The sequence below is a fragment of the Yoonia sp. R2-816 genome (assembly GCF_046762905.1).
GTDB lineage: Bacteria > Pseudomonadota > Alphaproteobacteria > Rhodobacterales > Rhodobacteraceae > Yoonia.
Genome location: NZ_JBKQXN010000311.1, coordinates 378,219 through 403,005, shown reverse-complemented (window position 1 = coordinate 403,005; position 24,787 = coordinate 378,219). Strand labels below are relative to the sequence as shown.

Here is a 24,787-nt window from a genome sequence, read left to right as displayed (position 1 = left end):
TCGGAGTTTACGGGTCGCAAAGATGTGCAACAAGCCCGATCGAACGGCAGAACAATCCACCAAGCAGACATGGACAGAAAGGAAGAATCTTGAACCAACTTCTGGTTTGAGCCCAAAAGTGCTGAGGGCGTCGCCCGATCTGGGGGGCGTTCTCAAGGCGTATAGTTGGCGGGACATGCTTACCTGGTTGAACGCCGAGCTGTTTGTGACGCTGCAAAATCGCCCTCCTGGGGAAGGTCGGGCGACGTCCGGTGGTGCTACCGGATGAAGCGTCCGAAATGAAGGCGCCGGACATTCAGGCGTCAGTTTGGTCCGCGCGGCTGACCCGCACGATTTCGCACAGCACGGACTGCACCCTTTCAGCTTTTCAGGCGGTTGCGCACATCCTTTGATGTCTGCAGACAGAAATGCGATGTGATGCTGCTCACCTGCGGCAGCTGCCCCAGCGTATGCGCGTGAAAATCCTTGTATTCCGCCAGATCACCAACCTCGACCCGCAGCAGATATTCGACATTCCCCGCGATGTTGTGACACTCCAGAACCTGCGGCGCACGGTCCATCGCATTTTCAAAGGCCCGGGCGTCCTTATGAAGTTGCTGCGCGAGACCGACGGTCACAAACACCGTTATCCGGGGTGCAATCGCCGATCGGTTGATGATTGCACGGTACCCCGCAATCACGCCTGTCCGCTCCAACTCCTGCACACGGCGCAGACAGGCTGATGGCGACAGGCCAACCTTATCAGCCAACGCGATATTGGTGAGTCGGCCCTCGCTTTCGAGAACTGACAATATTTTTTCACTCGCAGGATCAATATCGGACATTTGTTGTGAAACTTTACTCTATTGCACTGAACGAGCAACATCTTTGCCGCCATTTCCGACCATAATCACCAAAACTAGCTTGGCAATAGGAAGGGATACGCAATGCAGGCGCTTGAACACTACGACATCTCGGAAGATCGCGGCTTTCTTTGCCAGTTCAACGCCGATGAGGTCACGCTGACCGGTGACCTTGCCGCCGTACGCGAAGTCGCCCGATCCCTGCCCCAGCTTCTGCCCACGGGACGGATCCGCGCCCTCTTGCGCGCGCGCCTGCCGCAGCCCGACATGCCCCGCATCGTCGCAACCGCGACCACCGAGGAACTGCGTCTGGCGATGGTCCACTATTCCTTCATGGTGCAGGCCTATGTCTGGGGCGAAGCGACACCACCCGAGGTCCTGCCGCGCTGCCTCTCTGTCCCGATAGCCGCCCTCGCCGACCATTTGGGCCAGTTGCCACTGCTGCCTTATAGCGCCTATGTGCTCGACAATTGGGCCGAAGTCGAACGCGGCAGGGGTATCACGCTCGACAATATCCAGATGCTGCAGCACTTTCTGGGCGGACAGGACGAGGCATGGTTCGTCCTGATCCATGTGGCAATCGAAGCCCGCGCAGGCGGTGCGCTCAGCCGGATGCCCGCTGTGATCAATGCGGTCAACGCGCATGATACCGCGGCGGTTCATAGACTGCTGACCGAAATGGCCGCGGTTTGGGCCGACATCAACGCGATCTTCGACCGGATGCCCGAACGCTGCGATCCTTACATCTATTTTGCGCGGGTCCGGCCCTATATTCACGGCTGGAAAGACAACCCTGCCCTGCCCCACGGGATCATCTACGAAGATGTCCCAGAATACGGCACCAAGGGGCAGGCGTTTCGCGGCCAGACCGGCTCGCAATCCTCTATTGTCCCCGCCATGGATGCGCTTTTGGGCGTCGGACATGCGCATGACCCGATGAAGGCCTATCTGGACGAACTTCATATCTACCGCCCGCCCGCGCATCGCCGTTTCATCGAAGACCTACGCCGCGAAAGCACCTTGCGCGCGTTTGTTGAGACCAGCGAGATGCCCGACCTGGTCATGGCCTACAATTCCAACATTCAGGCTGTCGCCGATTTTCGGTCGCGCCATCTGGAATACGCGGCCTCCTACATCAACAAACAGAACAGCGCGGCAACCGGCAACGATGTTGAGGTCGGCACCGGCGGCACGCCATTCATGCGCTATCTGAAAAAGCACCGGGACGAGACAAGGCAGCGGCTCTTGCCGGTGACCGCCAGGCAGATCGCCTGATCTGTCACGTCTCTGCGGCCTCGGTTCGCTTCCGGGGGTGCCCGATAATCAGCCGGGCCCCTTTTGAATAGGTCAGGTATGACCAGAACCAGCTGAGCGCCACAACAACAGGCTGCCTCACGCCAATCAGGAAATAGATATGGGCGATGCCCCATAGCCACCAGGCGATGAAGCCGGACAGCTTGATCCGGCCAAAATCAATTACCGCCGCGTGGCGACCAATGGTCGCGAGGTTGCCAGCGTGGCGGTAGCTGAAAACCCGCGGGGTTGTTTGTCCAGCCACCCGATCCGCGATCAACCGGGCCACAAACGCGCCTTCCTGCTTGGCAGCCGGTGCGATACCCGGCACGTCCTGCCCGTCTTTCCAAACCACCTTGGCCGCATCGCCAATCACGAACACGTCCTCGCGGCCGGGCACTGACAGGTCTGGTGCCACTGCGACCCGCCCGCTGCGGTCCGTCTTTACGCCAAGCCACCTGTCCAGATGCCTGACCGCCACCCCTGCGCCCCAGACCACGGTCGCGGCAGGCAGGAATCCTTTGTCCGATGTCACCCCCTCTGCGGTGATGTCCTTGACCTTTGTATCAGTCCAGACTTCGACCCCCAGCTTTTCCAGCGCGGCACGCGCCTTGGCTGACAGATTGGGCGGAAACGGGGCGAGGACACGATCAGCGGCTTCGATCAGGATCACCCGCGCATCGGTTGATTTGATCCGGCGAAAATCACGAGCCAGCGTGAAATGGGCCAGTTCGGCGATGGCACCCGCCATCTCGACCCCGGTGGGGCCACCGCCCACGACAACAAATGTCAACTCGCGCTCCCTTGCGTCAGGATCATCGGCCAGCTCGGCCCGTTCAAACGCCATCAGAACCCGCCTGCGGATGTCGGTCGCGTCAACAAGGCGTTTCAGGCCGGGCGCATGCGTCGCCCAATCGTCGTTGCCGAAATAGGAATGATCAGCACCGGTCGCGACGATCAGATAGTCATAATCAATGGCCCCATCAGCGCTGATCACCTGTTTGGCGGCCACATCGACATCCCGGACCTCCGACAAGGTCACAGACACATTGGCCTGGCGTGAAAAAATCGCCCGGATCGGCCAGGCGATGTCAGCGGGCGACAAATCAGCCGTTGCCACCTGATAAAGCAGCGGCTGAAACAGGTGATAGTTGCGCCTGTCCACAATCTCGATATCGACGGGCGCGCGTTTAAGGGCCTTTGCCGCGGCCAGACCGCCAAAGCCCGCGCCGATGATCACCACTTTGGGACGTGTCACCATATCTGTCATTCGCCCGACCTTCTCACATATCTTCACGCCTCTAGATCATCATGAAATGCTGCGGGCGCAAGGCCCCGCGACAGCTCTACGCATTTGCCCGGCCACGCGAATGGGATATGTAACAACCATGCCCTACGAATGGTCATCAGAACCGCCGCATCACGATCCGGATTGGCAGCTCAGCCTCTGGCCATACCGGTCATTGCTGCGCAAGGATTTCGTGCTGTTCATGGGGGCGACCGCGACGCTTGTGTCGCTGCCGCTGATCACTCTTCTGGGCACGGTCATCCTGTGGGGCCTGTTGCCGTTCTTTCTGCTGATGCTTTGGGGGCTCTGGACGGCACTCAACATCAGCTACAAGCGCGGGGAAGTTCTGGAAGAACTGACCGTTGACGAAACGACGGCCCATCTGACCCGGCATAATCCCAAAGGCGATACCCAGGAATGGGAGGCGAAGCGATATTGGGTCACCGTGCATCTGCACCCCAAGGGCGGGCCGGTCGAAAACTATATCACCCTGCGCGGCGGTGATCGTGAGGTTGAGATCGGGGCGTTTCTGGATGCCGGTGAACGGCTGGCTCTTTATGATGACCTCAAGCGCGCCTTGCGCGCATAGTCACACCAGCGCCGCGACGTAAGATGGGTCTTGACCCATCCCCTTGTCATTAACCTTTTCAGAGACTTAACGCGCCGCCCGATGGGGTCCGACGTTTTGCCGACGCAAGTCCGACGCAACGCCGACCGGCCAAATCAGGTGCAAAGCACCGTTAACCCAACCGTCCCTTAACCATCGGGCCGGCCTTTCCGAAATCCATCTGGCCGGTATATTTGCCCTTCAACACGCCCATGACCTTGCCCATATCGCGGATGCTGCTGGCACCCACTTCGGCGATTGCATCATCGACCGCCTTTTCGGCCTCTTCCTCGGTCAGTTGTTTGGGCAGAAATTCCTCTATCACCTTGATTTCAGACAGTTCCTTTTCTGCCAGTTCCAGCCGTCCGCCCTCTTCATAGGCGCGCGCGCTTTCCTGACGCTGCTTGACCATCCGTCCCATGATGGCCAGCACATCGGCATTGGATACGCCACCGGCCTCATCAGCCGAGCCGCGCAGTGCAATATCCTTGTCCTTAATGGCTGCATTGATCAGCCGCAATGTCGACAGGCGATCCGCCTCTTTCGACTTCATCGCATCCTTCAGGGCCGCAGTGACCCGGTCGCGCATGTCCATGAAAACTCCCGTTCATGACCCTTGATAGAAGGGCAGACCTTACTGCGCCCGCCCCTGCATGACAAGCGCTCCGGTCGCCACGTCATCCCTTGTTTGCAAGGGCCCGATCTGGCCTTGACCGCGCCTGCCCGCCCCCGTAAACCCGGCCCAATTTGACCGACGGAGGGTGATCGTGATGACACAGAAACCAACGGCCTGTCTGGCCCTTGCGGATGGCACGATTTTCTATGGTGTCGGGTTCGGGGCAACCGGTGAAACAGTGGCCGAGCTTTGCTTTAACACCGCCATGACCGGCTATCAGGAAATCATGACCGATCCGTCCTATGCAGGCCAGATCGTAACCTTCACATTCCCGCATATCGGCAATACCGGCGTGAACCCCGAAGATGATGAAACGGCAGACCCTGTCGCCTGCGGTATGGTCGTCAAATGGGACCCGACCACGCCGTCTAACTGGCGCTCCACCGAAGAACTGACAACCTGGCTCGCCCGGCGCAACCGCATCGGCATGGGCGGGGTTGATACGCGGCGGCTGACCCGCGCGATCCGGCAGCAGGGTGCGCCCCATGTGGCCCTGTCACACGATCCCGACGGCAATTTCGATATCGCAGCGCTCGTCGCAAAAGCCCGCGCATTTCAAGGGCTTGAGGGGCTTGATCTGGCCAAGGATGTCACCTGCGCACAGTCTTATCAATGGAACGAAATGCGGTGGGCCTGGCCCGAAGGTTACAAGCCCCAAACCGCCCCCAAGCACAAGGTCGTCGCCATTGATTATGGCGCGAAACGCAACATCCTGCGCTGTCTGGCCAGTGCCGGATGTGACGTGACCGTCCTGCCCGCCACCGCCACAGCAGAGGATGTGCTGGCACTGAACCCCGATGGGGTTTTCCTGTCCAACGGACCGGGCGATCCTGCAGCAACAGGGAAATATGCCGTCCCGATGATCAAAGGCGTGCTGGACACCGATATCCCCGTTTTTGGGATCTGTCTGGGCCATCAGATGCTGGCGCTGGCTGTCGGGGCCAAAACAATCAAGATGAATCACGGCCATCACGGTGCGAACCACCCCGTTAAGGATATGGAAACCGGAAAGGTGGAAATTACCTCAATGAATCACGGGTTCACCGTTGACAGCCAATCGCTGCCGGACGGGGTGCAGGAAACCCATGTGTCACTGTTTGATGGCAGTAATTGCGGGATCCGGATCGCCGATCGCCCTGTTTTCAGTGTCCAATACCACCCCGAGGCCAGCCCTGGCCCACAGGACAGCTATTACCTGTTCGAGCGGTTTGCGCACGCTATGAGCGAGCGCAATACAACCCATAGTTGAGAATCATTCTTAACTGGACGTTAACCCTGTTCCGCCAGTCTGACTGCCGGGGCGCAAGGGGTAACGATGAGTCATTTAATCAAGCGTGTTCAGGGGTTTGACGCTCAGAGCAATGCGGCCGGTCCGCGGGCAGGATTAAGCCGGGAACTGCTGCGTCTGGCGCTGATTTCCTATAGCGACGCCTGTACGGCGGAACTGACCGCCCAACGGCGCGGCCTGCCATTATCCGAGGTTTATGCGCGAGGCTACGGGGTTTCGCAGCTGTCCATTGCAGGCATTCTGGCCAGTGAATGGGATGCCCAGTTGATCAACCCGGTCGAGCAGCCCGCCGATATCAGCCTGATCCGGGCATTCGGGCCGGGTCGGTGCTTGCAGAACGGCGTTATGCCATGGCGCAGGATTGGGGGCGCCACCATCGTGCTCAGCGCCCATCCAGACCGGTTTGACGGCTGCGCCGCTGAACTGCGCGCCTGTTTCGGCCCGGTGCGTATGGCGATTACAACGCTTGACCAGATGAACATCGGTATCGGCGCCCAATGCGGTCAGGCTTTGGTCACGGCGGCCGAAACCAAAGTGCCCGCCATCGAAAGCTGCCGCCAGTGGAACGCCCGCTTTGCCCTGATTGTGGGGCTGGCACTGCTTGCATCCATCGCAGTCCTGGCTGTCACAGCGCCTCGGGCGCTGTTTGCAATGGTCACGACCTGGACGATCGTGATCCTGCTTTTCAACACGCTTCTCAAAGGTGCCGCCGCTTACATTGGTTGGCGTGCAGCGCCGGAACCCGCTCAGACCGTCACCCCGGCGCGTCTGCCAGTCATCACCATGCTGGTGCCGCTTTATAATGAAACGGCGATTGCCGAACATCTGCTTGCCCGGCTCAAGGCGCTCGATTACCCGCGCGAATTGCTGGATGTCTGCCTGGTGCTTGAGGCGGATGATCACACCACCCGCGCCACGCTGGGGCGCACGATCCTGCCCACATGGATGCGGCCAATCATAGTGCCGAAAGGCACGATCAAGACCAAACCACGGGCGCTGAACTATGCGCTCGACTTTGCCCATGGCAGTATCATCGGGATCTGGGATGCCGAAGACGCGCCCGCCGCAGATCAGCTTTACAAGGCGGCCTATGGTTTTGCCAACAGCCCGCCGCAAGTGGCCTGCCTGCAAGGCACGCTGGACTATTACAACGCCGACACCAATTGGCTGACCCGGTGTTTCACAATCGAATATGCAAGCTGGTTCCGGGTGATACTGCCGGGTTTCCGCAAGCTGGGACTGGTCGTGCCCCTGGGTGGCACCACCCTGTTCTTTCGGCGCGACGCGTTGGAAAAGCTGGGCGGCTGGGATGCCCATAACGTCACTGAAGATGCTGATCTGGGTGTCCGACTGGCACGGCATGGTTACTATACCGACCTGATCACCACCGTGACCGAGGAAGAGGCGAATGGCCGCCCGTGGCCTTGGGTCAAACAGCGGTCCCGCTGGCTAAAGGGGTATGCCATGACCTATGGCGTTCATATGCGCAACCCGGCCCGGCTGTGGCGCGATCTGGGCGCGCGGCGGTTCTTTGGCCTGCAACTTCTGTTTCTGGGCACATTGTCACAATTTGCGCTGGCCCCGATCCTGTGGACATTCTGGCTGCCAACGCTCGGCTTGGGTCATCCGCTGAGCGTGTATCTGGCCCCTTGGGCATTCTGGACGCTGGCGGGGCTGTTCATATTGTCAGAACTGGTCAATCTGGCTGCCGCGACCGTTGGCGTGCGCAAGGCCGGGAAACACTGGCTGATCAAATGGGCGCTCACGCTGCAATTCTATTTCCCGCTGGCCGCCATCGCGACCTATAAGGGGCTTCTTGAACTGGCAACGCGGCCTTTCTATTGGGACAAGACCGCCCACGGGGTTTTACTGCCGAAAGGGTGGAAATCGCAGGCTACTCAGCCGCCTCAACCGCTGCTGCATCCAGTTTCAGACGGGTGACAAAAGCCTTTGAAATGTGATCGCGCAGCGCCTGATCAGCTGCGTCACCATCACCCGCCTCGATCGCTTCCACGATCTTGGCGTGTTCTTCCAGTGTGCCCTCTGTCCGGCCCTCGGCTGACAAAGATGTGGTTGCCAGCAGGGCCATGGACCGATGCACCAGATCAAGCTGACGCACCAGAAAACGATTATGCGATGCCAGATGAATTTGCTTGTGAAAACGGCGATTTGCGCGGCTCAGCGCATTTGGATCACCAACCAAATTCTTGTCATCCTCAAGCATGTCGCGCAGCACCTTGACCTCTTCGGGGGTCGCGTGACGCGCCGCGAGACGGGCTGCCAGCCCCTCAAGCTCACCACGGACGACGTAAAGCTCGGACAGTTGCGAGTGATCCAGTGAGGCCACGATCAGCGACCGCCCATCGCGGGTTAACAATGACTGGGTTTCCAACCGCTGCAACGCCTCGCGAATGGGCGTGCGCGACACGCCGAACCGTTCGGCCAGCTCGCTTTCCACCAGCCGATCACCGGGCTTGTAGATATGGCTGTCAATCGCCTCGAGGATCAGGGCGTAGGCGTCCTTTTGGGATGTGCGCGGGTCGTGCATGGGTGGGAACCTTTCCTAACCCGATGACCTTACGCCCGCGCCGCCCCCGCAATCAAGTCAAAGCGATTGCGTGCAACGGTCGCGCGGCCTAGACATCGGGCATGGTGGCCCGGTTTTTCACACATGTCGACACGTGGGTTTTTGACCTCGACAACACGCTTTATCCCCCGTCGGCGGATCTGTTCGGGCGGATGGATGCAAGGTTCTCGGCCTATGTGATGCGCCTGACGGGCCTTGATCAGGCACGCGCGTCGCGCCTGTGCATCGACTATTGGGACAGTCACGGGTCCACCTTGGCCGGGTTGATGGACGAATATGACATCGACCCGCACGACTTTCTGGCCGATGTGCATGATATCGATATTTCGCATCTGGCACCCGACCCGGCGCTAAGTGCGGCCATCGGCACCCTGCCCGGCCGCCGGATCGTTTATACCAACGGGTCGGAAAACCATGCCAAGCGGGTGTTGGCCGCCCGTGGCCTGACCCGGCAATTCGACGCGGTCTATGGCGTGGAACATGCTGATTTTAAACCGAAACCGACACATGATGCCTTTACCCGTGTTTTCAACAAGGACGGCATTGTGCCCACAAATGCCGCCATGTTTGAAGACGAAGCGCGTAACCTGGCTGTGCCGCATGCGTTGGGGATGCGGACCGTTCATGTCAGCGCAACGCCGGACCAGAGCGACCATGTGCATCATCACACCGATGATCTGGCGGCTTTCTTGTCGCAGCTGGTGCGCTGACCCTTTCCCGTCGCGGTGCGGCCCGCTATGTCGCTGGGCATGGAACGCAAAAACGCTGACATTCTGATCGCCGGCGGCGGGGTTGCCGGCCTGACAGCCGCTGCCGCCTTTGGCACCGCAGGGTTTGACGTGGTCATTGTTGATCCGACCCCGCCTGTCACGGCCCGCGATGCGGACGGTGCCGACTTACGCACCACCGCATTCCTGCAACCGGCCCAACAGTTTCTGGAAACCGCCGGGTTGTGGGACAGATTGGCGCCCGACGCGACGCCTTTGCAAGTGATGCGTATTGTTGATGCCGCCGCCGAACCAATTGTGGTGCGCGATTTTGATGCCGCCGATATCTCTGACAAGCCGTTTGGCTGGAACCTGCCCAACTGGCTGTTGCGGCGGGAAATGGTGGCGCGGCTAGCAGCGTTGCCCAATGTCGATTTCCGCCCCGGCACCGGTTTTGCCAGCATGGTGGCGCGAACAAGCGCCGCATTGGTGACGCTGACCGATGGCAGCCAGATCAGCGCGCAACTGGTGATCGGCGCGGATGGTCGCGGCTCTCCGGTACGCGCGGCCGCCGGGATTGGCGTGAAAACAAAGCGTTACGGGCAGAAGGCAGTAACATTTGCCGTCACCCATGACGCGCCGCACAACAATATTTCGACCGAAATTCACCAATCCGGCGGTCCGTTCACGCTGGTCCCCCTGCCGGATCATGACGGCAAGCCCTGCTCTGCCGTCGTCTGGATGGAACACGGGGCCGAGGCGATGCGGCTTGCAGACCTGCCTGAAGATCAGTTCGAGGCGGCGGCGAATGAACGATCCGCCTGGCATTATGGGCCGCTGACACTGGCCGCGCCGCGCCATGTCTGGCCTATCATCAGTCAGATGGCAGATCATTTGACCGGCCCGCGCACCGCACTGGTGGCCGAGGCCGCGCATGTCATGCCGCCCATCGGGGCGCAGGGGCTGAACATGTCACTGAAAGATCTGTCCTGCCTGCTTGATCTGGCACAGGCCCAGCCCGACCAATTGGGCACGCCAAAGATGCTGGACAGTTACGCGCGCCAGCGTCACCCGGACATCAGATTGCGCGTGACCGGAATTGATGCGCTGAACCGCGCCTCAATCGCGGGCAGCCCGATGGTGCAGGATTTGCGGGCCAAAGGTATTCAGGCGCTGTTCGGCATCACCCCGATCCGGCGGACATTGATGGAACTGGGCCTCGGCGCCCGTTAAAGAATCCGATCAAGGACCGGCACCAGCCGCGCCAGTGTTGCGTCCACATCATATAGCTTATCCAGCCCGAACAGCCCCAGCCGGAATGTGCGAAAATCAGCAGGTTCATCGCATTGCAGCGGCACGCCGGCGGCAATCTGCATGCCCGCGGCGGCGAATTTCGATCCATTCTGAATGTCCGGATCGTCGGTGTAGCTGACCACGACACCGGGGGCGCCGAACCCATCGGCGGCGACCGACCGAATGCCCTTATCCGCCAGCACCTTGCGCACGGCATTGCCCAACGCCCATTGCGCGTCCTTCAGTCGCCCGAACCCGTATTCCTTTGTTTCCAGCATCGTGTCCCGAAACGCCCGTAATCCGTCGGTAGGCATGGTCGCGTGATAGGCGTGGCCGCCATCTTCATAGGCCTGCATGATGCTGTGCCATTTCTTGAGGTCGACGGCGAATGAATCAGCGCTTGTATCCGCCATCCGGTCGACCGCACGCTGCGACATCATCACCAACCCGGCAGAGGGTGTCGATGACCAGCCCTTTTGCGGGGCCGAGATCAGCACATCAACCTCTGTCGCCTTCATGTCTACCCAAGCGCAGCCGGATGCGATGCAGTCAAGCACCATCAGCGCGCCAACCTCATGTGCGGCGGCGGCAAGTGCTGTCAGATAATCATCCGGCAGAATGATGCCCGCGCTGGTTTCCACATGCGGGGCAAGCACGACATCCGGCTTGGCCTCTTGGATGGCCGCGACCACATCATCAATCGGCGCTGGCGCAAAAGGCGCACGGGTATCATTGCCCGCCTGCCGCGCCTTCATCACGGTGGTTTTGGCGGTAAACCGTCCGGCCTCGAAAATCTGGCTCCATCGGTAGGAAAACCATCCGTTGCGGACGACAAAGGCATGGGCGTCACGGCCAAACTGTCGTGCGACCGCCTCCATCCCGTAGGTTCCGCCGCCGGGGATGATCGCCACGTGATCAGCATTGTAGACATCTTTCAGCATGGCAGAGATATCTGTCATCACGCCCTGAAAGGCTTTGGACATGTGGTTGAGCGACCGGTCGGTAAAGACGACCGAAAACTCCATCAATCCATCCGGATCAACCTGCGCATTAGCACCATCCATTTTGGCCTCCCTGTCATGATACCCTTGGGTAATCGGCAGGCGGTCTGAACGCAAAGTCTATTTTGGTATACCTGCGCCCATTACGCGGCGGGCGCATTCGGGATGGATGACAGATCTGACGCAAATATCGTGCGGTTCCGCCCCCCGGTTTTTGCCCGGTAAAGCGCCTCATCGGCCTGCTGAATGGCCCGATTGATGTGTTCAACCCGTTCTTTCAGCGATCCGCCGATGGACACCGTCACCGACAACGACTTCCCCTGATAATCGACAACGTCATCTGCAATTGCGCGGCGCATACGTTCGGCAATACTGAACGCGCCCGAGGGCCCTTCATCATAAAGGAAGACGATGAATTCTTCACCGCCAAACCGGCAGACAATATCCTTTTCGCGAGTGTTTTCCTGAAGGATACCCGCAACCCGGCTGATCACCGCATCACCGGCCAGATGGCCGAATGTGTCATTGACCGTCTTGAAGAAGTCGATATCGACCATCAGCGATGTGCCGTATGCCTGTGGGTCCGCACGCATACGGGCAAAGAAGAAATCCCGTGTCGCTGCGTCTGTCAACCTGTCGCGATTGACCAGCCGCTGCAGTTCGGCACCAAGCTGAATGTTCTTTCGCACCTGCGACCATACGAAGACGCAGAATGGAAATGCGGTAATGGTTGTGACGATGGGTGAAATGGTGAGCGCGGCCATCAAATCCTGTCCCGGAAACAGAAGGAAGACGAAGAACTCCGACACTACAATGGCGGCAACCGTTGTGAGGGCCGCCGCCACCATCACGCCCCACCAGGATGACAAACCAAGTCTCATTTTCGCACGTACATACCCATGGCGGCAAAGATGGATCAGCAAGATGAGAAAAGAGTTAAGCCAAACCGTCTAAATGGGCCCCGGGCGTCGCTCTTCGGACAACAGCACATTGGCCTCGACATCCCCGACGCCGGGCAGCGTCATGATCCGGCGGCGCAGCACCCGCTCAAAATCCGCCAGATCGCGGGCCACGACGCGCAGGCGATAATCATAAAGCCCAAGCACATGATCAACGGTCTGGACCTCGGGGATCGCCCCAATGGCGCGCTCGAAATCCTCAAGACTGACCCGGCCTTTGGTAGCCAGTTTGACCCCCAGAAAAACCGTCACCCCAAATCCGACCTTTTCCGCATCCAGCACCAAACGCCGCCCTGCAATGACACCTGTATCCTGCAGACGCCGGATGCGGCGCCATGTGGCGGGTTGGCTCAGCCCAAGCCGCTTGGCCAGCCGCGTCGTCGACAGCCCGGCATCTCGCTGCAACGCCTGCAATATCTGCCGGTCCAGATCATCCAGTGTCATATCGGCAGCCGCATATCTGATTTCACATTGGCCACATCCATTAGCGCCTCGATATCGGCGATATGCGGCAAGGTCAGAATGCGGTCACGGTAGAGCCGTTGGTAATCCGGCAGATCACGCGCGATCAGGGACAGGCGCACATCCACCCGGCCCAGAAAGGTCTGGATTTCCAGCACCTCGGGCACCTCGCGGGCGGCAGCCAGAAAATCGTCAAAGGCGCGGGTCACGGTTTTGTCCAGCGTGATGCGCAAGGACACATGCACAGCAAACCCCAGCGCACGCCAATCGATCACCGCGCGCTGGCCTGCAATGATGCCGTCGGCCATCATCCGTTCAACACGGCGGATCACGCGGGCGGGTGTTGCGCCGACCCGTTCTGCCAGCTCCGGCATGGTCATGGCCGGATCGGCCTGCATCTGGCGCAAGATCGCGCGATCCATATCATCAAGCATAAGAATGCCCATAAATCCCATCATGGCGAATAACAATCTTCTTTCTTCCACAAATACTCAAAAAACAACCCTCACACCCCGCGCTACGCTGCGATACAAGACCGGCAAAGCAACCCAAGAAACAAAGGACCGCCACCATGCGCGTTTATTACGATCGCGATTGCGATGTGAACCTGATCAAGGACAAGAAAGTCGCCATTCTGGGCTACGGCTCCCAAGGCCACGCCCATGCGCTGAACCTGCGCGATAGTGGTGCCAAGAACCTTGTCGTCGCTCTGCGCGAGGGCTCTCCTTCTGCCGCCAAGGCCGAAGGCGAGGGCTTGCAGGTCATGGGCATTGCAGAGGCTGCGGCCTGGTGTGACCTGATCATGTTCACCATGCCCGATGAATTGCAGGCCGAAACCTACAAGAAATACGTGCATGACAACCTGCGCGAAGGCTCTGCCATTGCCTTTGCCCACGGGCTGAACGTGCATTTCGGCCTGATCGAACCCAAGGCTGGTGTCGACGTGATCATGATGGCCCCCAAGGGTCCGGGCCACACGGTGCGCGGCGAATATACGAAAGGCGGCGGTGTGCCATGCCTGGTAGCCGTTGACACGGACGCATCCGGCAAGGCCTTGGAAATCGGCCTCTCCTATTGCTCAGCGATTGGTGGCGGCCGGTCCGGCATCATTGAGACCAACTTCCGTCAGGAATGCGAGACCGATCTTTTCGGGGAACAGGCCGTACTCTGCGGCGGGATCGTGGAACTGATCCGGATGGGTTTCGAGACGCTGGTCGAGGCCGGGTATGAACCCGAAATGGCCTATTTCGAGTGCCTGCACGAAACCAAGCTGATCGTGGACCTGATCTATGAAGGCGGGATCGCCAACATGAACTACTCGATCTCGAACACCGCCGAATACGGCGAATATGTCAGCGGCCCGCGCATCTTGCCATATGACGAGACCAAGAAGCGGATGAAGGACGTACTGACCGACATCCAGACCGGTAAGTTTGTGCGTGACTTCATGCAGGAAAACGCTGTAGGCCAGCCATATTTCAAGGCGACGCGCCGGATCAACGATGAACACCAGATCGAAAAGGTTGGTGAAAAGCTGCGCGCCATGATGCCCTGGATTTCCGAAGGCAAGATGGTCGACAAAGCAAAGAACTGATCAACGCCGTAAGATGGGTCTTGACCCATCCTGTTCAAAAGAAAGGCCCGGTCGCTGACCGGGCCTTTTTCCTAACGAAACGGCTGCGGGCCGGGGCCGTCTTTGGCCAATGATGACTTCGGACGCGGGTTGTCGGCCATCCTCTTTTCCGTGCGATGCTTGCTCCACAAGGCAAAGACAATCGCAAGGGTCATGGTTACAAAGGCCAGCGCCGGGACAAGAAATTCACCACCCATGATATATTCCTCCATCTAAGGTTGCATTCGCCAATACAACCCCGATGAGGCTTCATGGTTCCATGATCGCCGGAAAAGCGGCCTCAAAGGCCGCTGATCCATCGCGACTGAACAGAATGACGCGACTATCGGCATCCCGCCGCACCCAGCCGCGGGTTTCGATCCGCGTCAGCATCGCCCGCCCCAATGATCCTGCAAGATGCGTGCGCCGTTCGCTCCAATCAAGGCAGGATCGGCAAAGTGGCGCCCTGCTGGACGTCAGCCCGTCCAGATCGATCCCGAACTCTTCCGCAAAGGATTTACCGTCAGGCGTCAGGGCAACCTCATCACGGTCTTCGCGCACCAATCCGCGCCTCAGCAGGCTGGCATACATCTGCACGCCCTTTTGCCCTGCCAGATGATTGTAGCAGACCCGCGCGTGGCGCAATGCCGCGTCTTTCGGCCCGGTCCGCGTGCGCAACTGGCCAGCCGCCAATCCCATCAGCCCTTCCAGCGCGGCGGCCACATCGGCATTTGCCAGCGCGAAATATTTGTGCCGCCCCTGCTTGCGCACATGCACCAGATCACCGCTCTGCAGCTTACCCAAATGCCCGCTGGCGGTTTGGGCGGTGACACCTGCCTCTGCCGCCAATTCGCTGGCGGTCAACGCTTTGCCGTTCATCAGCGCCATCAGCATATTGGCGCGCGCCGGATCGCCGATCAGCGCGGCCACGCGAGAGATATCGGGACCTTCTTTCATAGTTCGATGCTAACCGAAGCATTCACCGCATTCAATCCGCTAGACATAGGGCATATCAAAACGGAGCACCCTATGCTGACCTGCATCATAAAATACCATATCGACCCCACCAAGACATCTCAGTTCGAAACCTATGCCCGCAACTGGGGTCAGGCCATTCCGCGCAATGGGGCCGATCTGATCGGGTATTACGCACCGCACGAAGGCTCATCCACGCTGGCTTACGGTATTTACAACGTCCCCTCACTCACCGCTTATGAGGCCTATCGACAAAGGCTGGCCGCCGACCCGCTGGGCGCGGAAAACTATGCCTTTGCGCAACGCGAAAAGTTTATCCTGCGCGAGGACCGCACATTTCTGCGTCTCGCCTCAACCCCACATGGAGACACAGAATGATTGCCGTCATATTCGAGGTGCAGCCGAAACAGGACCAGATCGACGATTATCTGCACCAGGCTGCAGATTTGCGACCCATGCTCGAAAACATGCCCGGTTTCATATCTGTTGAACGGTTCCGCAGCCTCACAGACCCGGACAAGCTGCTGTCACTGTCCTTTTTCGAAGATGAAGCCGCCGTGGCGCGCTGGCGCAACATGCCCAAACACCGGACGACCCAAACCGCCGGACGGTCGGGTATGTTCGCCGATTACAGGTTGCGCGTGGCAGAGGTCGCGCGCGACTACGGCTTGCATGATCGGGTCCAAGCGCCCAAAGACAGCCTGGACATTCATCGCTGACGAAAGACCCCCACAGATATGGCAAACCAACCCACGCTCAGCAATTGGCTGTCGATTGCAGCCCTTGGTCTGATCTGGGGCGGCACCTTCATGGTGGTGGCCATTGCGCTGGAAGGGTATGGGCCATTCACCGTCGCGTGCGCCCGGACAAGTCTGGGCGCGGCAGCCCTGTTGATCCTGATGTGGGTCATGGGCTCGCCCCTCCCTGCCTTCACTCCACGGATGCTCAAGTACCTGCTGGCGATAGGTATACTCAACACTGCCGTCCCGTTCGCGTTGCTCAGCTGGGGGCAGCAATTTGTACCTTCCGCCTTTGCAGGTATCTCAATGGCTGCCCTGCCGCTGTTCGTGCTGCCACTCGCTCATGTCTTCACCGACGAAAAGCTGAGCCTGCGCAACACAATTGGCGTGGTACTGGGGTTCATCGGCGCTGTGGTTCTGATCGGTCCTAGCGTTTTGCGGATCGGGACGGGAATGGAACCGTTGGGCCAGATTGCCTGCGTCGCAGCGGCCATATCCTATGCAGTGTCCAGCATCATGACCCGGCGCTGCCCGCCCATTGACCCCACGACCATGGCGGCTCTTTTGTTGACCGTCGGTGCGGCGACGCTGATCCCGGCGATGTTGTGGATTGAAGGTGTGCCAACACTGGGCGGCAGCCGGGCCACCTGGGCCATCCTTTTTCTGGGATTTATCCCCACCGCATTGGCCGCATTGATCCGGGTGGCCACCATCCGTTCGGCAGGCGCTGTTTTCATGACACTGGTGAATTACCAGGTTCCGCTCTGGTCGGTCATCTTTGGCGTGCTGATCCTGAACGAGGTGTTGCCGCTTCGGTTCTTTGCCGCACTTGGGCTGATCCTGACCGGTCTGGCGATCAGCCAATGGGGCAGTCTACGCCGCCTCCTGACGCGAAACACGTGACAGAATCAAGGCCGTGCGGGCACCTTCGATAAAATCAGCATGTTTGATGATAGAAAGGGAGGCCGAGGCCATCCCGAATTTGGTCTGCGCTGTGTGATCCGGTTTGGCAGGATCCCTGCGCCAGTAGCGGTCGTCCATGACATTATGCGACAGCATATCATGCGCGTCCTTTTCCCCGGTGCCCAATGTCCCCAGATTGTTGAAACCCCGAACCATGACACGCTTGACCCGCATAAAGTTGCACATGCGGCCTGACACGACCATGCTATGCGCTGGAAACTCTTTCGGTCCGGTGATCAATACATCGCCCACTTCCGCCAGCTTGTACAAGCTGGCATTGTCCGCCACCGGCCGCGCCTCTTTGCAGAAGAGTTGCCCATAGGCCGCGTGAATTCCATTTCCAAATCCACGGTCATGCACCGACCCATCCACACAATTTGCGCAATAGGCACGAAAGATGCGACTGACCGCCGCATTCGCTTCAGCGCCCGTGCAATTGAGGGCCATAAAGGCCCAGTGCATCATGGCCAGATGACAGCTATAACCTACGCTGGCCGCAGCACCCCCGTTCGATTGGGTATGCGTGATTGTTCCCGGATTTGGTGTGTATTGTGCCAGTACGGCAAGGTGTTGTGCAGTCATAGCAGCCCCCATGCAAATGCATCGCCAGATGGGGTTCACTACCAAATGAATGTCAAAGTGACTGTGTCTGTCGACACCAACCAGGTCAGACCGCCGCTTCGACCTCGGCCACGATCCCGTCGACGACCTGGCCCAACAGCCCGTCATCCTCGCACTCGGCCATCACGCGGATCAGCGGTTCGGTCCCGGATTTCCGGATCAAAAGCCGACCCTTGCCCTGCAAACGTACTTCTGCATCGGCAATGGATTTGCGCACCGTGTCCGCATTCAAGGGGTCCTGTCCCACCGCATAGCGTACGTTCCTGAGCATCTGCGGAACGGTTTCAAAACTCCGGCTAAGCTCGCTCGACTTGCGACCAGTCTCGACCATAGCCGCCAGGAACTGCAGCCCGGCCAGCAAACCGTCACCGGTGGTCGCGAAATCAGTCATCACGATATGGCCCGATTGCTCACCGCCGAGGTTCCAGCCATTGGCCCGCATCGCCTCAACAACATAGCGGTCGCCAACAGCGGTGCGTTCCAGCCGCAGTCCACGCCCATCAAGATAACGTTCAAGGCCAAGATTGGACATCACCGTCGCGACAAGTGTGCCCCCGTTCAGCCGGTCCTGATCGGCCCAACGCCCTGCCATCAAGGCCATGATCTGATCGCCATCGGCAACGGCGCCATTTTCGTCGAGGATCATCACCCGGTCCGCATCGCCATCAAGGCAAATGCCAACATCGGCACCTTCATCCCGGATGGTCTGAGCGGCCAAGGCGGTGCTGGTCGAACCGCACCCATCGTTGATGTTATAGCCGTTGGGCGTGACGCCAACGGGGATGACGGTTGCGCCCAGTTCCCACAGAACCTCCGGCGCGACCTTGTAGCCCGCCCCATTTGCGCAATCGATCACCACTTTCAGACCATCAAGGCGCATGCCCGCCGGAAAGGTGGATTTGACCCGTTCAGCGTAGCGAAAGCGCCCATCGTCGATCCGTTTTGCGCGCCCGATATTCTGCGCCTGCGCCGGTTCGATCTCACCCGCGATCAGCTCTTCGATCTCGGCCTCAGCCTCATCCGACAGTTTGAAGCCATCGGGACCGAAGAACTTGATCCCGTTGTCATGATGCGGGTTGTGGCTGGCCGAAAGCATGATCCCCACATCGGCACGCATCGAGGTGGTCAGAAGGCCCACGGCAGGGGTGGGCACAGGCCCGAGCAGCAGCACATTCATGCCCGTACTTGTCAGACCTGCCGTCAGCGCGTTTTCAAACATGTAACCCGACAGACGGGTGTCCTTGCCAATGACGACCCGGTGCACATTGGACCCGTCGCGCCGGAAATAGCGCCCTGCGGCAGCGCCCACCTTCAACACCATCTCTGCTGTCATGGGATAGGCATTTGCCTTGCCCCGCACCCCGTCGGTCCCGAAAAGCTTGCGTGTCATTGTCGCTGTGCCCCGCTGATTGCCTGTTCCAGGTCGAACGCCTGTTTGGTCGCGAATGTATCGTGGACTCGCAGGATTTGCACCCCCTGACGCAAGCCATGTAGGGCGACAGCGACAGATCCCCCTAGTCGGTCGGTTGCCGCATCGCCGCCGCCCAGTACGCTGACGAACCGTTTCCGCGATGCGCCCAGCAGGATGGGGCAGCCCAGCGCGTGAAATAACGCCAGCCCTCTCAGGAGTGCCAGATTATGCGCGACCGTTTTGCCAAAGCCGATACCCGGATCAACGATGATCTGGTCTCGGGCGATCCCCGCCGCCTCGGCCACCGCAATGCGCTCTTCCAAGAAATCATAGACGTCCAGCAGCACGTCATCATAGCGCGGATTGGCCTGCATTGTTTTGGGATCACCTTGCGCGTGCATCAGGCAAACCGGCAGACCACCGTTGGCCGCCACATCAGCCAGACGCGGATCGAAGGTGAACGCCGCAACATCGTTGATCAAGCTGGCCCCAGCGTTGACCGCTGCCTCGGCCACTGCCGCCTTGCGCGTGTCGATCGAAATGGCGACGTCGCTATTCGCTCGCAACGCTCCAATGACAGGTTCGGTACGGGCGATCTCGTCGGCGATATCAACCTCATCGGCGCCCGGGCGCGTGCTTTCCCCGCCAATATCGATGATATCGGCCCCCGACGCGATCATCTGATTGGCATGTGAAACCGCCAGATCGGGGTCGTCGAAGCGGCCACCATCCGAAAAGCTGTCAGGCGTGACATTCAGGATACCCATGATCCGTGGCTGATCCATGGAGAGAACAGAAATTGCGGCGCGCGGCGCTGTCAGACAGGCAAGCACGGCTTCAGATATGTCCGTAGCCGGTACATGCTGCACAGGCGCGTCGCGCTTATGTATTGCGACGTGGGAAAACCACGCCCAGCCGCCAGCGAGGGTCAGTGCATTGGCAGGCCGGTCAGGCCCGGTCTGAACCAATGGGCGATAATAACGTTTCATTGCAATGATGTGGCACTGACATCCGCCACACGCACCGGCATCGCCGCGTCTGGCGCATCGTCACCAATCACCAGCAATTCCGTCGCCTGCATCTCGGCAGCAAACCATGCCACAAGTGCGACAGCATCGCGCGGGCTGGCGGACGGGCCATCCACCGCATCCAGAACGATCTTGGACGGGGCCCAAATACAGATCTGGCCGTTTTTCATCGCCCAATCCAGCTCGGTCCTTGTGCCAACCACCTTGCAGCGGCGGTCATGGGCGGCCAAAGTCCAGGCGTTTTGTTCAATGGCCAAAAGGTCGATCCGGCGTTGTGCCAGGGCATTGCCGGCCTGCGGAGCGGGCAGTTCAGCAGCACCGACGCATAGGATCAGGGGTGCATCCATCGCCGCCAACTGATCAATCCAATCACCCAAATGGGGTGCCGCGACAGCCGCATTGGACAGATAGACGACACGCGGATGCGGGGCCTCCACATGATCCTGCCCGGCCAGGTGCACACCATCGCGCGACCGCACGATCTCAACCCCTAAGGCAAAGGGACCGCGATCCAGCTTTTCGATCCGGACAAACACCCGCTCCGCTTGCGGTTCAAGAAGGATGCGTTCCGCCACCCGGGCGGCAAGTGTTTCCAACAGGTTCAGGCGTTCGGCCTCAAGCTCGATCCCGATCGCCTCGGTCACTTTGTCATAAGACAGGATGCGGTCCACATCATCGTCGATCGGTCCGCTCAGCGGCAGCACCTCGACCACCACGTTAAAGCGGACGCGCTGCAACTTGCCGCGTTCCTGCTGAAACGCACCAATCTCGACCTCGACGACATAGTCGCGCAAAGAGATACGGTCGCAGGGGGTCTGGCTGCTCGCCTCAGCCCGCTCGCTTGGATGGGCAAAGGCAAGGCGAATATCATCTGTCATGGCACGGTCCGAACGCGAAGATTACACGCGTTCGATACTAGTGACAGCAGGCCGGGGCAAGGAGGCAAGGCGACGCCGCAGCCCCGTTAGGCGACCCTAATTGGATGCAGTCCGCGTCGGTTTGCGGTAAAAGTAATGCGATCCGATGGACGCCGTGCGCGGATAGACACGCGCCCATGACGGGTTGACCGCCTTGGTGTGGTAATGCGTGGCACCACCGGTCAGCGCGCGTGGGACACCATCGACCAGCAGACGGGCAACTTTGCCCACCCGTTCCCAGGCGCGTGGTTCGGCAATATTTTCGGCCAGACCGTCACAGGTATACGTAAACTGGCAGGCATAGCGTCGCCCGGTACCCTGATTGATCACCGCACAAAGCGTATCGGGATAAAGCTGGCTGTCGACCCGGTTCAGGATCACCTCGCCCACGGCAAACATGCCGCGCACGGATTCGCCGCGCGCTTCGAAATAAAGCGCCTCGGCCAGACATTCCCATTCGCTGTTGCCGTCGGCGGCAGGCTGCGAGGCCAGAAATGCACGATCATAGATCACACCACTTTGGGTCTCAACGCCGCGCTCTTGCGCGGACGGCACGCTTGTCAAAGCGGCCAGACGGCTGTCAGGCACCACAGCAAGGGCCTGACGTTCCTGACCCAAAAGCGCGCCAAGGCGGCTGGCCAGAACCTCGTCTGCCACAGCGGCAGACGCAAAACATGATAGAAGCGCCACAAGGAATGTGGCACGAAACGCCTTCATAATCATTATCCTTTTCCCACCCAGGAAAAACGCGGAGGTAGCTCCCGCGCAAGCGATCGTGTCTTTAGGCGAAAGTGACGCTTACGTCTACCCCTAGGTCAGGACTGTCGCCGGACACGCAACAGCCCCCACGTTGTAAACAGGGATTGTCACCCAATATCGCGTGGGAAGGCGCATAAATGCCACAAAACCTTGGATTTTGTTAACTTACGACCCGATCTTGCAACGCCAATTGTGCGGCGGTGAGTCGCGCAACAGGGACCCGGAAGGGTGAACATGACACGTAATCAAATCCATGTGTCCGGCAGAACGCGATGGCCGACCGGCTGCCCCCATGCTCGCCACAGATCGACAGGATCACGTCCTTGCGGCCGGCCCGCCCCCGTTCGGCCCCCAGCGCAATCAACTCGCCCACCCCTTCGATGTCGAGCGTGTGAAACGGGTCTTCGGCATAGACCCCTTGTTGGACGTAGGCCGACATGAAACGGCCCGCATCGTCGCGCGACAGGCCATAGGTCATCTGCGTCAGGTCGTTGGTGCCAAACGACAGGAATGCCGCATGTTCGGCGATATCCTGTGCGCGCAAGGCGGCCCGAGGCGTTTCAACCATGACACCAAGGCGATATTCGAATTCGGTCCTGGTTTCGGCCATCACCGCATTGGCCACCCCATCGACGCGGGCCTTGACCAGCTCGACCTCGCGCATGGCGCTAACCAGCGGGATCATGATCTCGACGGTGATCTCTGTGCCGGATTTGATGACAGCGGCGATCGCCTCGAAAATCGCGCGTGCCTGCATGTCGTAGATTTCGGGGATGGCGATACCCAGCCGGACGCCACGCATACCCAGCATCGGGTTATATTCGCTCAGCGCCTCGACCCGGGCGGTCGCTTCATGGAGAGGTACATCCATCTGCCCCGCCAGATCACGCAGCCCTGCCTTGTCCGATGGCAGAAACTCATGCAGCGGCGGATCGAACAGGCGCACGCAAACATTGCGCCCTTGCATGATCTCGAACAAGGCACGGAAATCGGCGCGCTGCATGGGCAACAGCCGGTCCAGCACGGCGCGTCTGTCATCGCCGCCTTCGGCAAAGATCATCTCGCGCATGACCCGCAGGCGCTCACCTTCAAAGAACATATGCTCGGTCCGGCAAAGGCCGATGCCTTCGGCGGCAAAGTTGCGCGCAGTCTGCGCATCCGCGGGTGTGTCTGCATTGGCCCGCACGCCGATATCGCGGAATTCATCGGCCCATTGCAGCAGCGTCTGAAAGGCATCGTCCAGTGCGGCCTCCAGCATGGGTGGCTCGCCCGCAAGGATCTGACCTGTTGTGCCATCGACCGTAATCGTATCGCCTGCAGCAAAGCGACGGCCATTGGGCGCAATGACCTGCCGCTTTTTGAAATCGATCGACAGGTCCGACGCACCCACAACGCATGGCACACCCAGCCCGCGGCCGATCACTGCGGCATGGCTGGTGACACCACCGCGCATGGTCAGTACAGCCTGCGCCGCATGCATGCCGCGGATATCCTCTGGCGTCGTCTCGCGCCGGACCAGCACACAGGCCTCACCCCGTGCGGCACTTGCCTGTGCCTCATTCGCGGTCAGCACGATCCGACCCGTTGCCGCACCCGGACTGGCGGCAATGCCCCGCACGATCAGATCGCGCTTGGCCAACGGATCAATCTGACGATGCAGCAATTCCGACAGGGCCGCAGGTTCTACCCGCAACACAGCATCTTCGCGCGGGATCATCTCGTCCTCGGCCAATGCGACCGCAATCCGGACAGAGGCGCGGGAGGACCGCTGCACGCGGACCGCATCCAGAATATGCAGATTGCCGTTTTCAATCGTGAATTCGACCTGCATTTCCTCGCGCAGGAAGCGGCGGCAGATATCGCGTAACGCAACCAGTTCGGCAAACGCATCCGGACACAGGTCTTCCAATGACGGGCCACGGGGATCGCGGGTCAGGTAAATGGCCCCCTCCGCCGCGCCCAGCGCCTCGCGCCCCTGGCTTTGGCTCATATAGCGGCCGGTGATCTGGGGCACGCCGGTCGTGCTATCCACATACTGGATCACACCGGACCCACATTCGCCCTGCCCCACGCCCAGCGCCATCGCCTGCACCACCAGACCAAGGCCCGCATCCTGCGGCGCCCCCTTGGCCTGACGCAACAGGCGGGCTGTGGTGCCATCCCAAGCGCGCGCCATGGATCGCAATACTTGCGTCAGTTGAACCGCCGGATCCTGCGGAAATTGTTCGTCCGTCTCGGCCTCGTAAGTGTCCAGCATGGCCTTCAGGCTTAGCCTGTCGGGCACATCGGGCAGGTAAAACTCATCCGGGTCCAGCCGCGCGACGTGGATCGCATAAGCCTGCACAAAACGCAGATACATGGCCGAGGCCGCCCATTCGCCCATCGTCTCGCACATGGCATCGTGGCGGGCGTCGTTCATCCCGATGTTGAGAATCGCACTGGGGCCACCCCAATCGGGGTCCTGACTGGACGGGCGGACAGACAAAAGCGGCTGCGGCCCAAAGGGCGCCATCAAGGCATCCATATCCACCGATTGCCCGCGTGCGATCTGCTGTACGGCATCAAATGACAAGGCAACCGTCACCGGAACCGGCATCTCCAGCCGGATCAGACGCTGCAGACATTTCGCCCGCCCCCCATGCACCGACGCGTGCATCGCGGCGGTGGGGGTGATCAGCGTCAGCTGCTTATATGTCGATTGTTGCTGCACTGCGGCACCATTCATTGTTCAGGTGCAGCATAGGCGATAAAACGATGA

At 59.8% G+C, this 24,787-nt stretch carries 26 protein-coding genes; 10 read left to right on the top strand and 16 right to left on the bottom strand.

What is annotated here, in order from left to right:
• Positions 1-359 precede the first annotated feature (359 nt).
• Positions 360-824 carry an Lrp/AsnC family transcriptional regulator gene (locus tag ACFWW2_RS19820; protein WP_393930990.1) on the bottom strand — a complete coding sequence of 155 codons (465 nt, stop codon included), beginning with the start codon at positions 822-824 and terminating at the stop codon, positions 360-362.
• A gap of 102 nt (positions 825-926) precedes the next feature.
• Here ACFWW2_RS19820 and ACFWW2_RS19815 point away from each other — a divergent pair, with 102 nt between their 5' ends.
• A complete protein-coding gene (locus ACFWW2_RS19815) occupies positions 927-2,117 on the top strand; it encodes a hypothetical protein (protein ID WP_393930988.1) in 1,191 nt (396 codons plus the stop codon).
• A gap of 4 nt (positions 2,118-2,121) precedes the next feature.
• Here the strand turns inward: ACFWW2_RS19815 and ACFWW2_RS19810 are convergent, their stop codons facing one another.
• Positions 2,122-3,405, bottom strand: coding sequence for an NAD(P)/FAD-dependent oxidoreductase (locus ACFWW2_RS19810; protein ID WP_393930985.1), 1,284 nt, complete (start codon positions 3,403-3,405; stop codon positions 2,122-2,124).
• 118 nt (positions 3,406-3,523) lie between these two features.
• Here ACFWW2_RS19810 and ACFWW2_RS19805 point away from each other — a divergent pair, with 118 nt between their 5' ends.
• Positions 3,524-4,012: a DUF2244 domain-containing protein gene (locus ACFWW2_RS19805; RefSeq protein ID WP_393931472.1), complete on the top strand. Its 489-nt coding sequence runs from the start codon at positions 3,524-3,526 to the stop codon at positions 4,010-4,012.
• A 151-nt stretch (positions 4,013-4,163) separates the two neighbouring features.
• Here the strand turns inward: ACFWW2_RS19805 and ACFWW2_RS19800 are convergent, their stop codons facing one another.
• Positions 4,164-4,625 carry a GatB/YqeY domain-containing protein gene (locus tag ACFWW2_RS19800; RefSeq protein WP_393930983.1) on the bottom strand — a complete coding sequence of 154 codons (462 nt, stop codon included), beginning with the start codon at positions 4,623-4,625 and terminating at the stop codon, positions 4,164-4,166.
• Between the two features lie 175 nt (positions 4,626-4,800).
• Here ACFWW2_RS19800 and carA point away from each other — a divergent pair, with 175 nt between their 5' ends.
• Both carA and ACFWW2_RS19790 read left to right on the top strand, forming a co-directional pair.
• The gene (carA, locus tag ACFWW2_RS19795; protein WP_393930981.1) at positions 4,801-5,955 is read left to right on the top strand and encodes a glutamine-hydrolyzing carbamoyl-phosphate synthase small subunit; all 1,155 of its coding nucleotides are present in this window, start codon (positions 4,801-4,803) and stop codon (positions 5,953-5,955) included.
• A gap of 66 nt (positions 5,956-6,021) precedes the next feature.
• Positions 6,022-7,935 carry a glycosyltransferase family 2 protein gene (locus ACFWW2_RS19790; protein WP_393930979.1) on the top strand — a complete coding sequence of 638 codons (1,914 nt, stop codon included), beginning with the start codon at positions 6,022-6,024 and terminating at the stop codon, positions 7,933-7,935.
• Here the strand turns inward: ACFWW2_RS19790 and ACFWW2_RS19785 are convergent.
• Positions 7,889-8,542, bottom strand: a complete 654-nt coding sequence (locus ACFWW2_RS19785; protein WP_393930977.1) for a GntR family transcriptional regulator — start codon at positions 8,540-8,542, stop codon at positions 7,889-7,891. The two genes, ACFWW2_RS19790 and ACFWW2_RS19785, sit on opposite strands and share 47 nt — an antisense overlap.
• 101 nt (positions 8,543-8,643) lie before the next feature.
• On the opposite strand from ACFWW2_RS19785, the gene ACFWW2_RS19780 reads away from it, so the two are divergent.
• On the top strand, positions 8,644-9,291 hold the full coding sequence (locus ACFWW2_RS19780) for a pyrimidine 5'-nucleotidase (protein WP_393930975.1): 648 nt from the start codon (positions 8,644-8,646) through the stop codon (positions 9,289-9,291).
• A 39-nt stretch (positions 9,292-9,330) separates the two neighbouring features.
• Positions 9,331-10,521 carry a UbiH/UbiF family hydroxylase gene (locus tag ACFWW2_RS19775; RefSeq protein ID WP_393930973.1) on the top strand — a complete coding sequence of 397 codons (1,191 nt, stop codon included), beginning with the start codon at positions 9,331-9,333 and terminating at the stop codon, positions 10,519-10,521.
• On the opposite strand, the gene ACFWW2_RS19770 is transcribed toward ACFWW2_RS19775, so the two are convergent.
• The 4 genes from ACFWW2_RS19770 to ACFWW2_RS19755 all read right to left on the bottom strand — a co-directional run bounded on the left by ACFWW2_RS19770 (position 10,518) and on the right by ACFWW2_RS19755 (position 13,437).
• Positions 10,518-11,645 (bottom strand): aminotransferase class V-fold PLP-dependent enzyme, encoded by a 1,128-nt coding sequence (locus tag ACFWW2_RS19770; protein ID WP_393930971.1) that lies wholly within the window; start codon positions 11,643-11,645, stop codon positions 10,518-10,520. The two genes, ACFWW2_RS19775 and ACFWW2_RS19770, sit on opposite strands and share 4 nt — an antisense overlap.
• Before the next feature lie 80 nt (positions 11,646-11,725).
• Positions 11,726-12,463 carry a GGDEF domain-containing protein gene (locus tag ACFWW2_RS19765; protein WP_393930969.1) on the bottom strand — a complete coding sequence of 246 codons (738 nt, stop codon included), beginning with the start codon at positions 12,461-12,463 and terminating at the stop codon, positions 11,726-11,728.
• Between the two features lie 69 nt (positions 12,464-12,532).
• The gene (locus tag ACFWW2_RS19760; RefSeq protein WP_393930967.1) at positions 12,533-12,985 is read right to left on the bottom strand and encodes an Lrp/AsnC family transcriptional regulator; all 453 of its coding nucleotides are present in this window, start codon (positions 12,983-12,985) and stop codon (positions 12,533-12,535) included.
• Positions 12,982-13,437, bottom strand: a complete 456-nt coding sequence (locus ACFWW2_RS19755) for an Lrp/AsnC family transcriptional regulator (RefSeq protein ID WP_393931470.1) — start codon at positions 13,435-13,437, stop codon at positions 12,982-12,984. The genes ACFWW2_RS19760 and ACFWW2_RS19755 overlap by 4 nt, the downstream gene beginning before the upstream one ends.
• A gap of 137 nt (positions 13,438-13,574) precedes the next feature.
• On the opposite strand from ACFWW2_RS19755, the gene ilvC reads away from it, so the two are divergent.
• Positions 13,575-14,597, top strand: a complete 1,023-nt coding sequence (gene ilvC, locus ACFWW2_RS19750) for a ketol-acid reductoisomerase (protein WP_393930965.1) — start codon at positions 13,575-13,577, stop codon at positions 14,595-14,597.
• Positions 14,598-14,668: 71 nt separating this feature from the next.
• On the opposite strand, the gene ACFWW2_RS19745 is transcribed toward ilvC, so the two are convergent.
• Together ACFWW2_RS19745 and ACFWW2_RS19740 are read right to left on the bottom strand one after the other, a co-directional pair.
• Entirely contained in the window at positions 14,669-14,848 is a 180-nt protein-coding gene (locus ACFWW2_RS19745; RefSeq protein ID WP_393930962.1) for a hypothetical protein, read from the bottom strand.
• Between the two features lie 37 nt (positions 14,849-14,885).
• Positions 14,886-15,572, bottom strand: a complete 687-nt coding sequence (locus ACFWW2_RS19740) for an ArsR/SmtB family transcription factor (RefSeq protein ID WP_393930959.1) — start codon at positions 15,570-15,572, stop codon at positions 14,886-14,888.
• Between the two features lie 72 nt (positions 15,573-15,644).
• On the opposite strand from ACFWW2_RS19740, the gene ACFWW2_RS19735 reads away from it, so the two are divergent.
• Genes ACFWW2_RS19735 through ACFWW2_RS19725 form a run of 3 tightly spaced genes read left to right on the top strand, consistent with a single transcriptional unit; the run spans position 15,645 to position 17,233 of the window.
• A complete protein-coding gene (locus ACFWW2_RS19735; protein ID WP_393930957.1) occupies positions 15,645-15,968 on the top strand; it encodes an NIPSNAP family protein in 324 nt (107 codons plus the stop codon).
• Positions 15,965-16,309: an antibiotic biosynthesis monooxygenase family protein gene (locus ACFWW2_RS19730; protein WP_393930955.1), complete on the top strand. Its 345-nt coding sequence runs from the start codon at positions 15,965-15,967 to the stop codon at positions 16,307-16,309. Before ACFWW2_RS19735 ends, ACFWW2_RS19730 begins: the two co-directional genes overlap by 4 nt.
• Before the next feature lie 18 nt (positions 16,310-16,327).
• Positions 16,328-17,233, top strand: a complete 906-nt coding sequence (locus ACFWW2_RS19725; protein ID WP_393930953.1) for a DMT family transporter — start codon at positions 16,328-16,330, stop codon at positions 17,231-17,233.
• On the opposite strand, the gene ACFWW2_RS19720 is transcribed toward ACFWW2_RS19725, so the two are convergent.
• From ACFWW2_RS19720 to ACFWW2_RS19695, 6 genes are all read right to left on the bottom strand, one after another.
• On the bottom strand, positions 17,204-17,875 hold the full coding sequence (locus ACFWW2_RS19720; protein ID WP_393930951.1) for a hypothetical protein: 672 nt from the start codon (positions 17,873-17,875) through the stop codon (positions 17,204-17,206). The genes ACFWW2_RS19725 and ACFWW2_RS19720 overlap by 30 nt on opposite strands.
• Before the next feature lie 85 nt (positions 17,876-17,960).
• On the bottom strand, positions 17,961-19,304 hold the full coding sequence (gene glmM, locus ACFWW2_RS19715; RefSeq protein WP_393930949.1) for a phosphoglucosamine mutase: 1,344 nt from the start codon (positions 19,302-19,304) through the stop codon (positions 17,961-17,963).
• Entirely contained in the window at positions 19,301-20,314 is a 1,014-nt protein-coding gene (gene folP / locus ACFWW2_RS19710) for a dihydropteroate synthase (protein ID WP_393930947.1), read from the bottom strand. Before folP ends, glmM begins: the two co-directional genes overlap by 4 nt.
• Positions 20,311-21,231 (bottom strand): dihydroneopterin aldolase, encoded by a 921-nt coding sequence (locus ACFWW2_RS19705; protein WP_393930945.1) that lies wholly within the window; start codon positions 21,229-21,231, stop codon positions 20,311-20,313. The genes folP and ACFWW2_RS19705 overlap by 4 nt, the downstream gene beginning before the upstream one ends.
• A 96-nt stretch (positions 21,232-21,327) precedes the next feature.
• Positions 21,328-21,987: a cell wall hydrolase gene (locus ACFWW2_RS19700; RefSeq protein ID WP_393930943.1), complete on the bottom strand. Its 660-nt coding sequence runs from the start codon at positions 21,985-21,987 to the stop codon at positions 21,328-21,330.
• A gap of 202 nt (positions 21,988-22,189) precedes the next feature.
• Positions 22,190-24,754: a putative PEP-binding protein gene (locus ACFWW2_RS19695; protein WP_393930941.1), complete on the bottom strand. Its 2,565-nt coding sequence runs from the start codon at positions 24,752-24,754 to the stop codon at positions 22,190-22,192.
• Between the last annotated feature and the right edge of the window lie 33 nt (positions 24,755-24,787).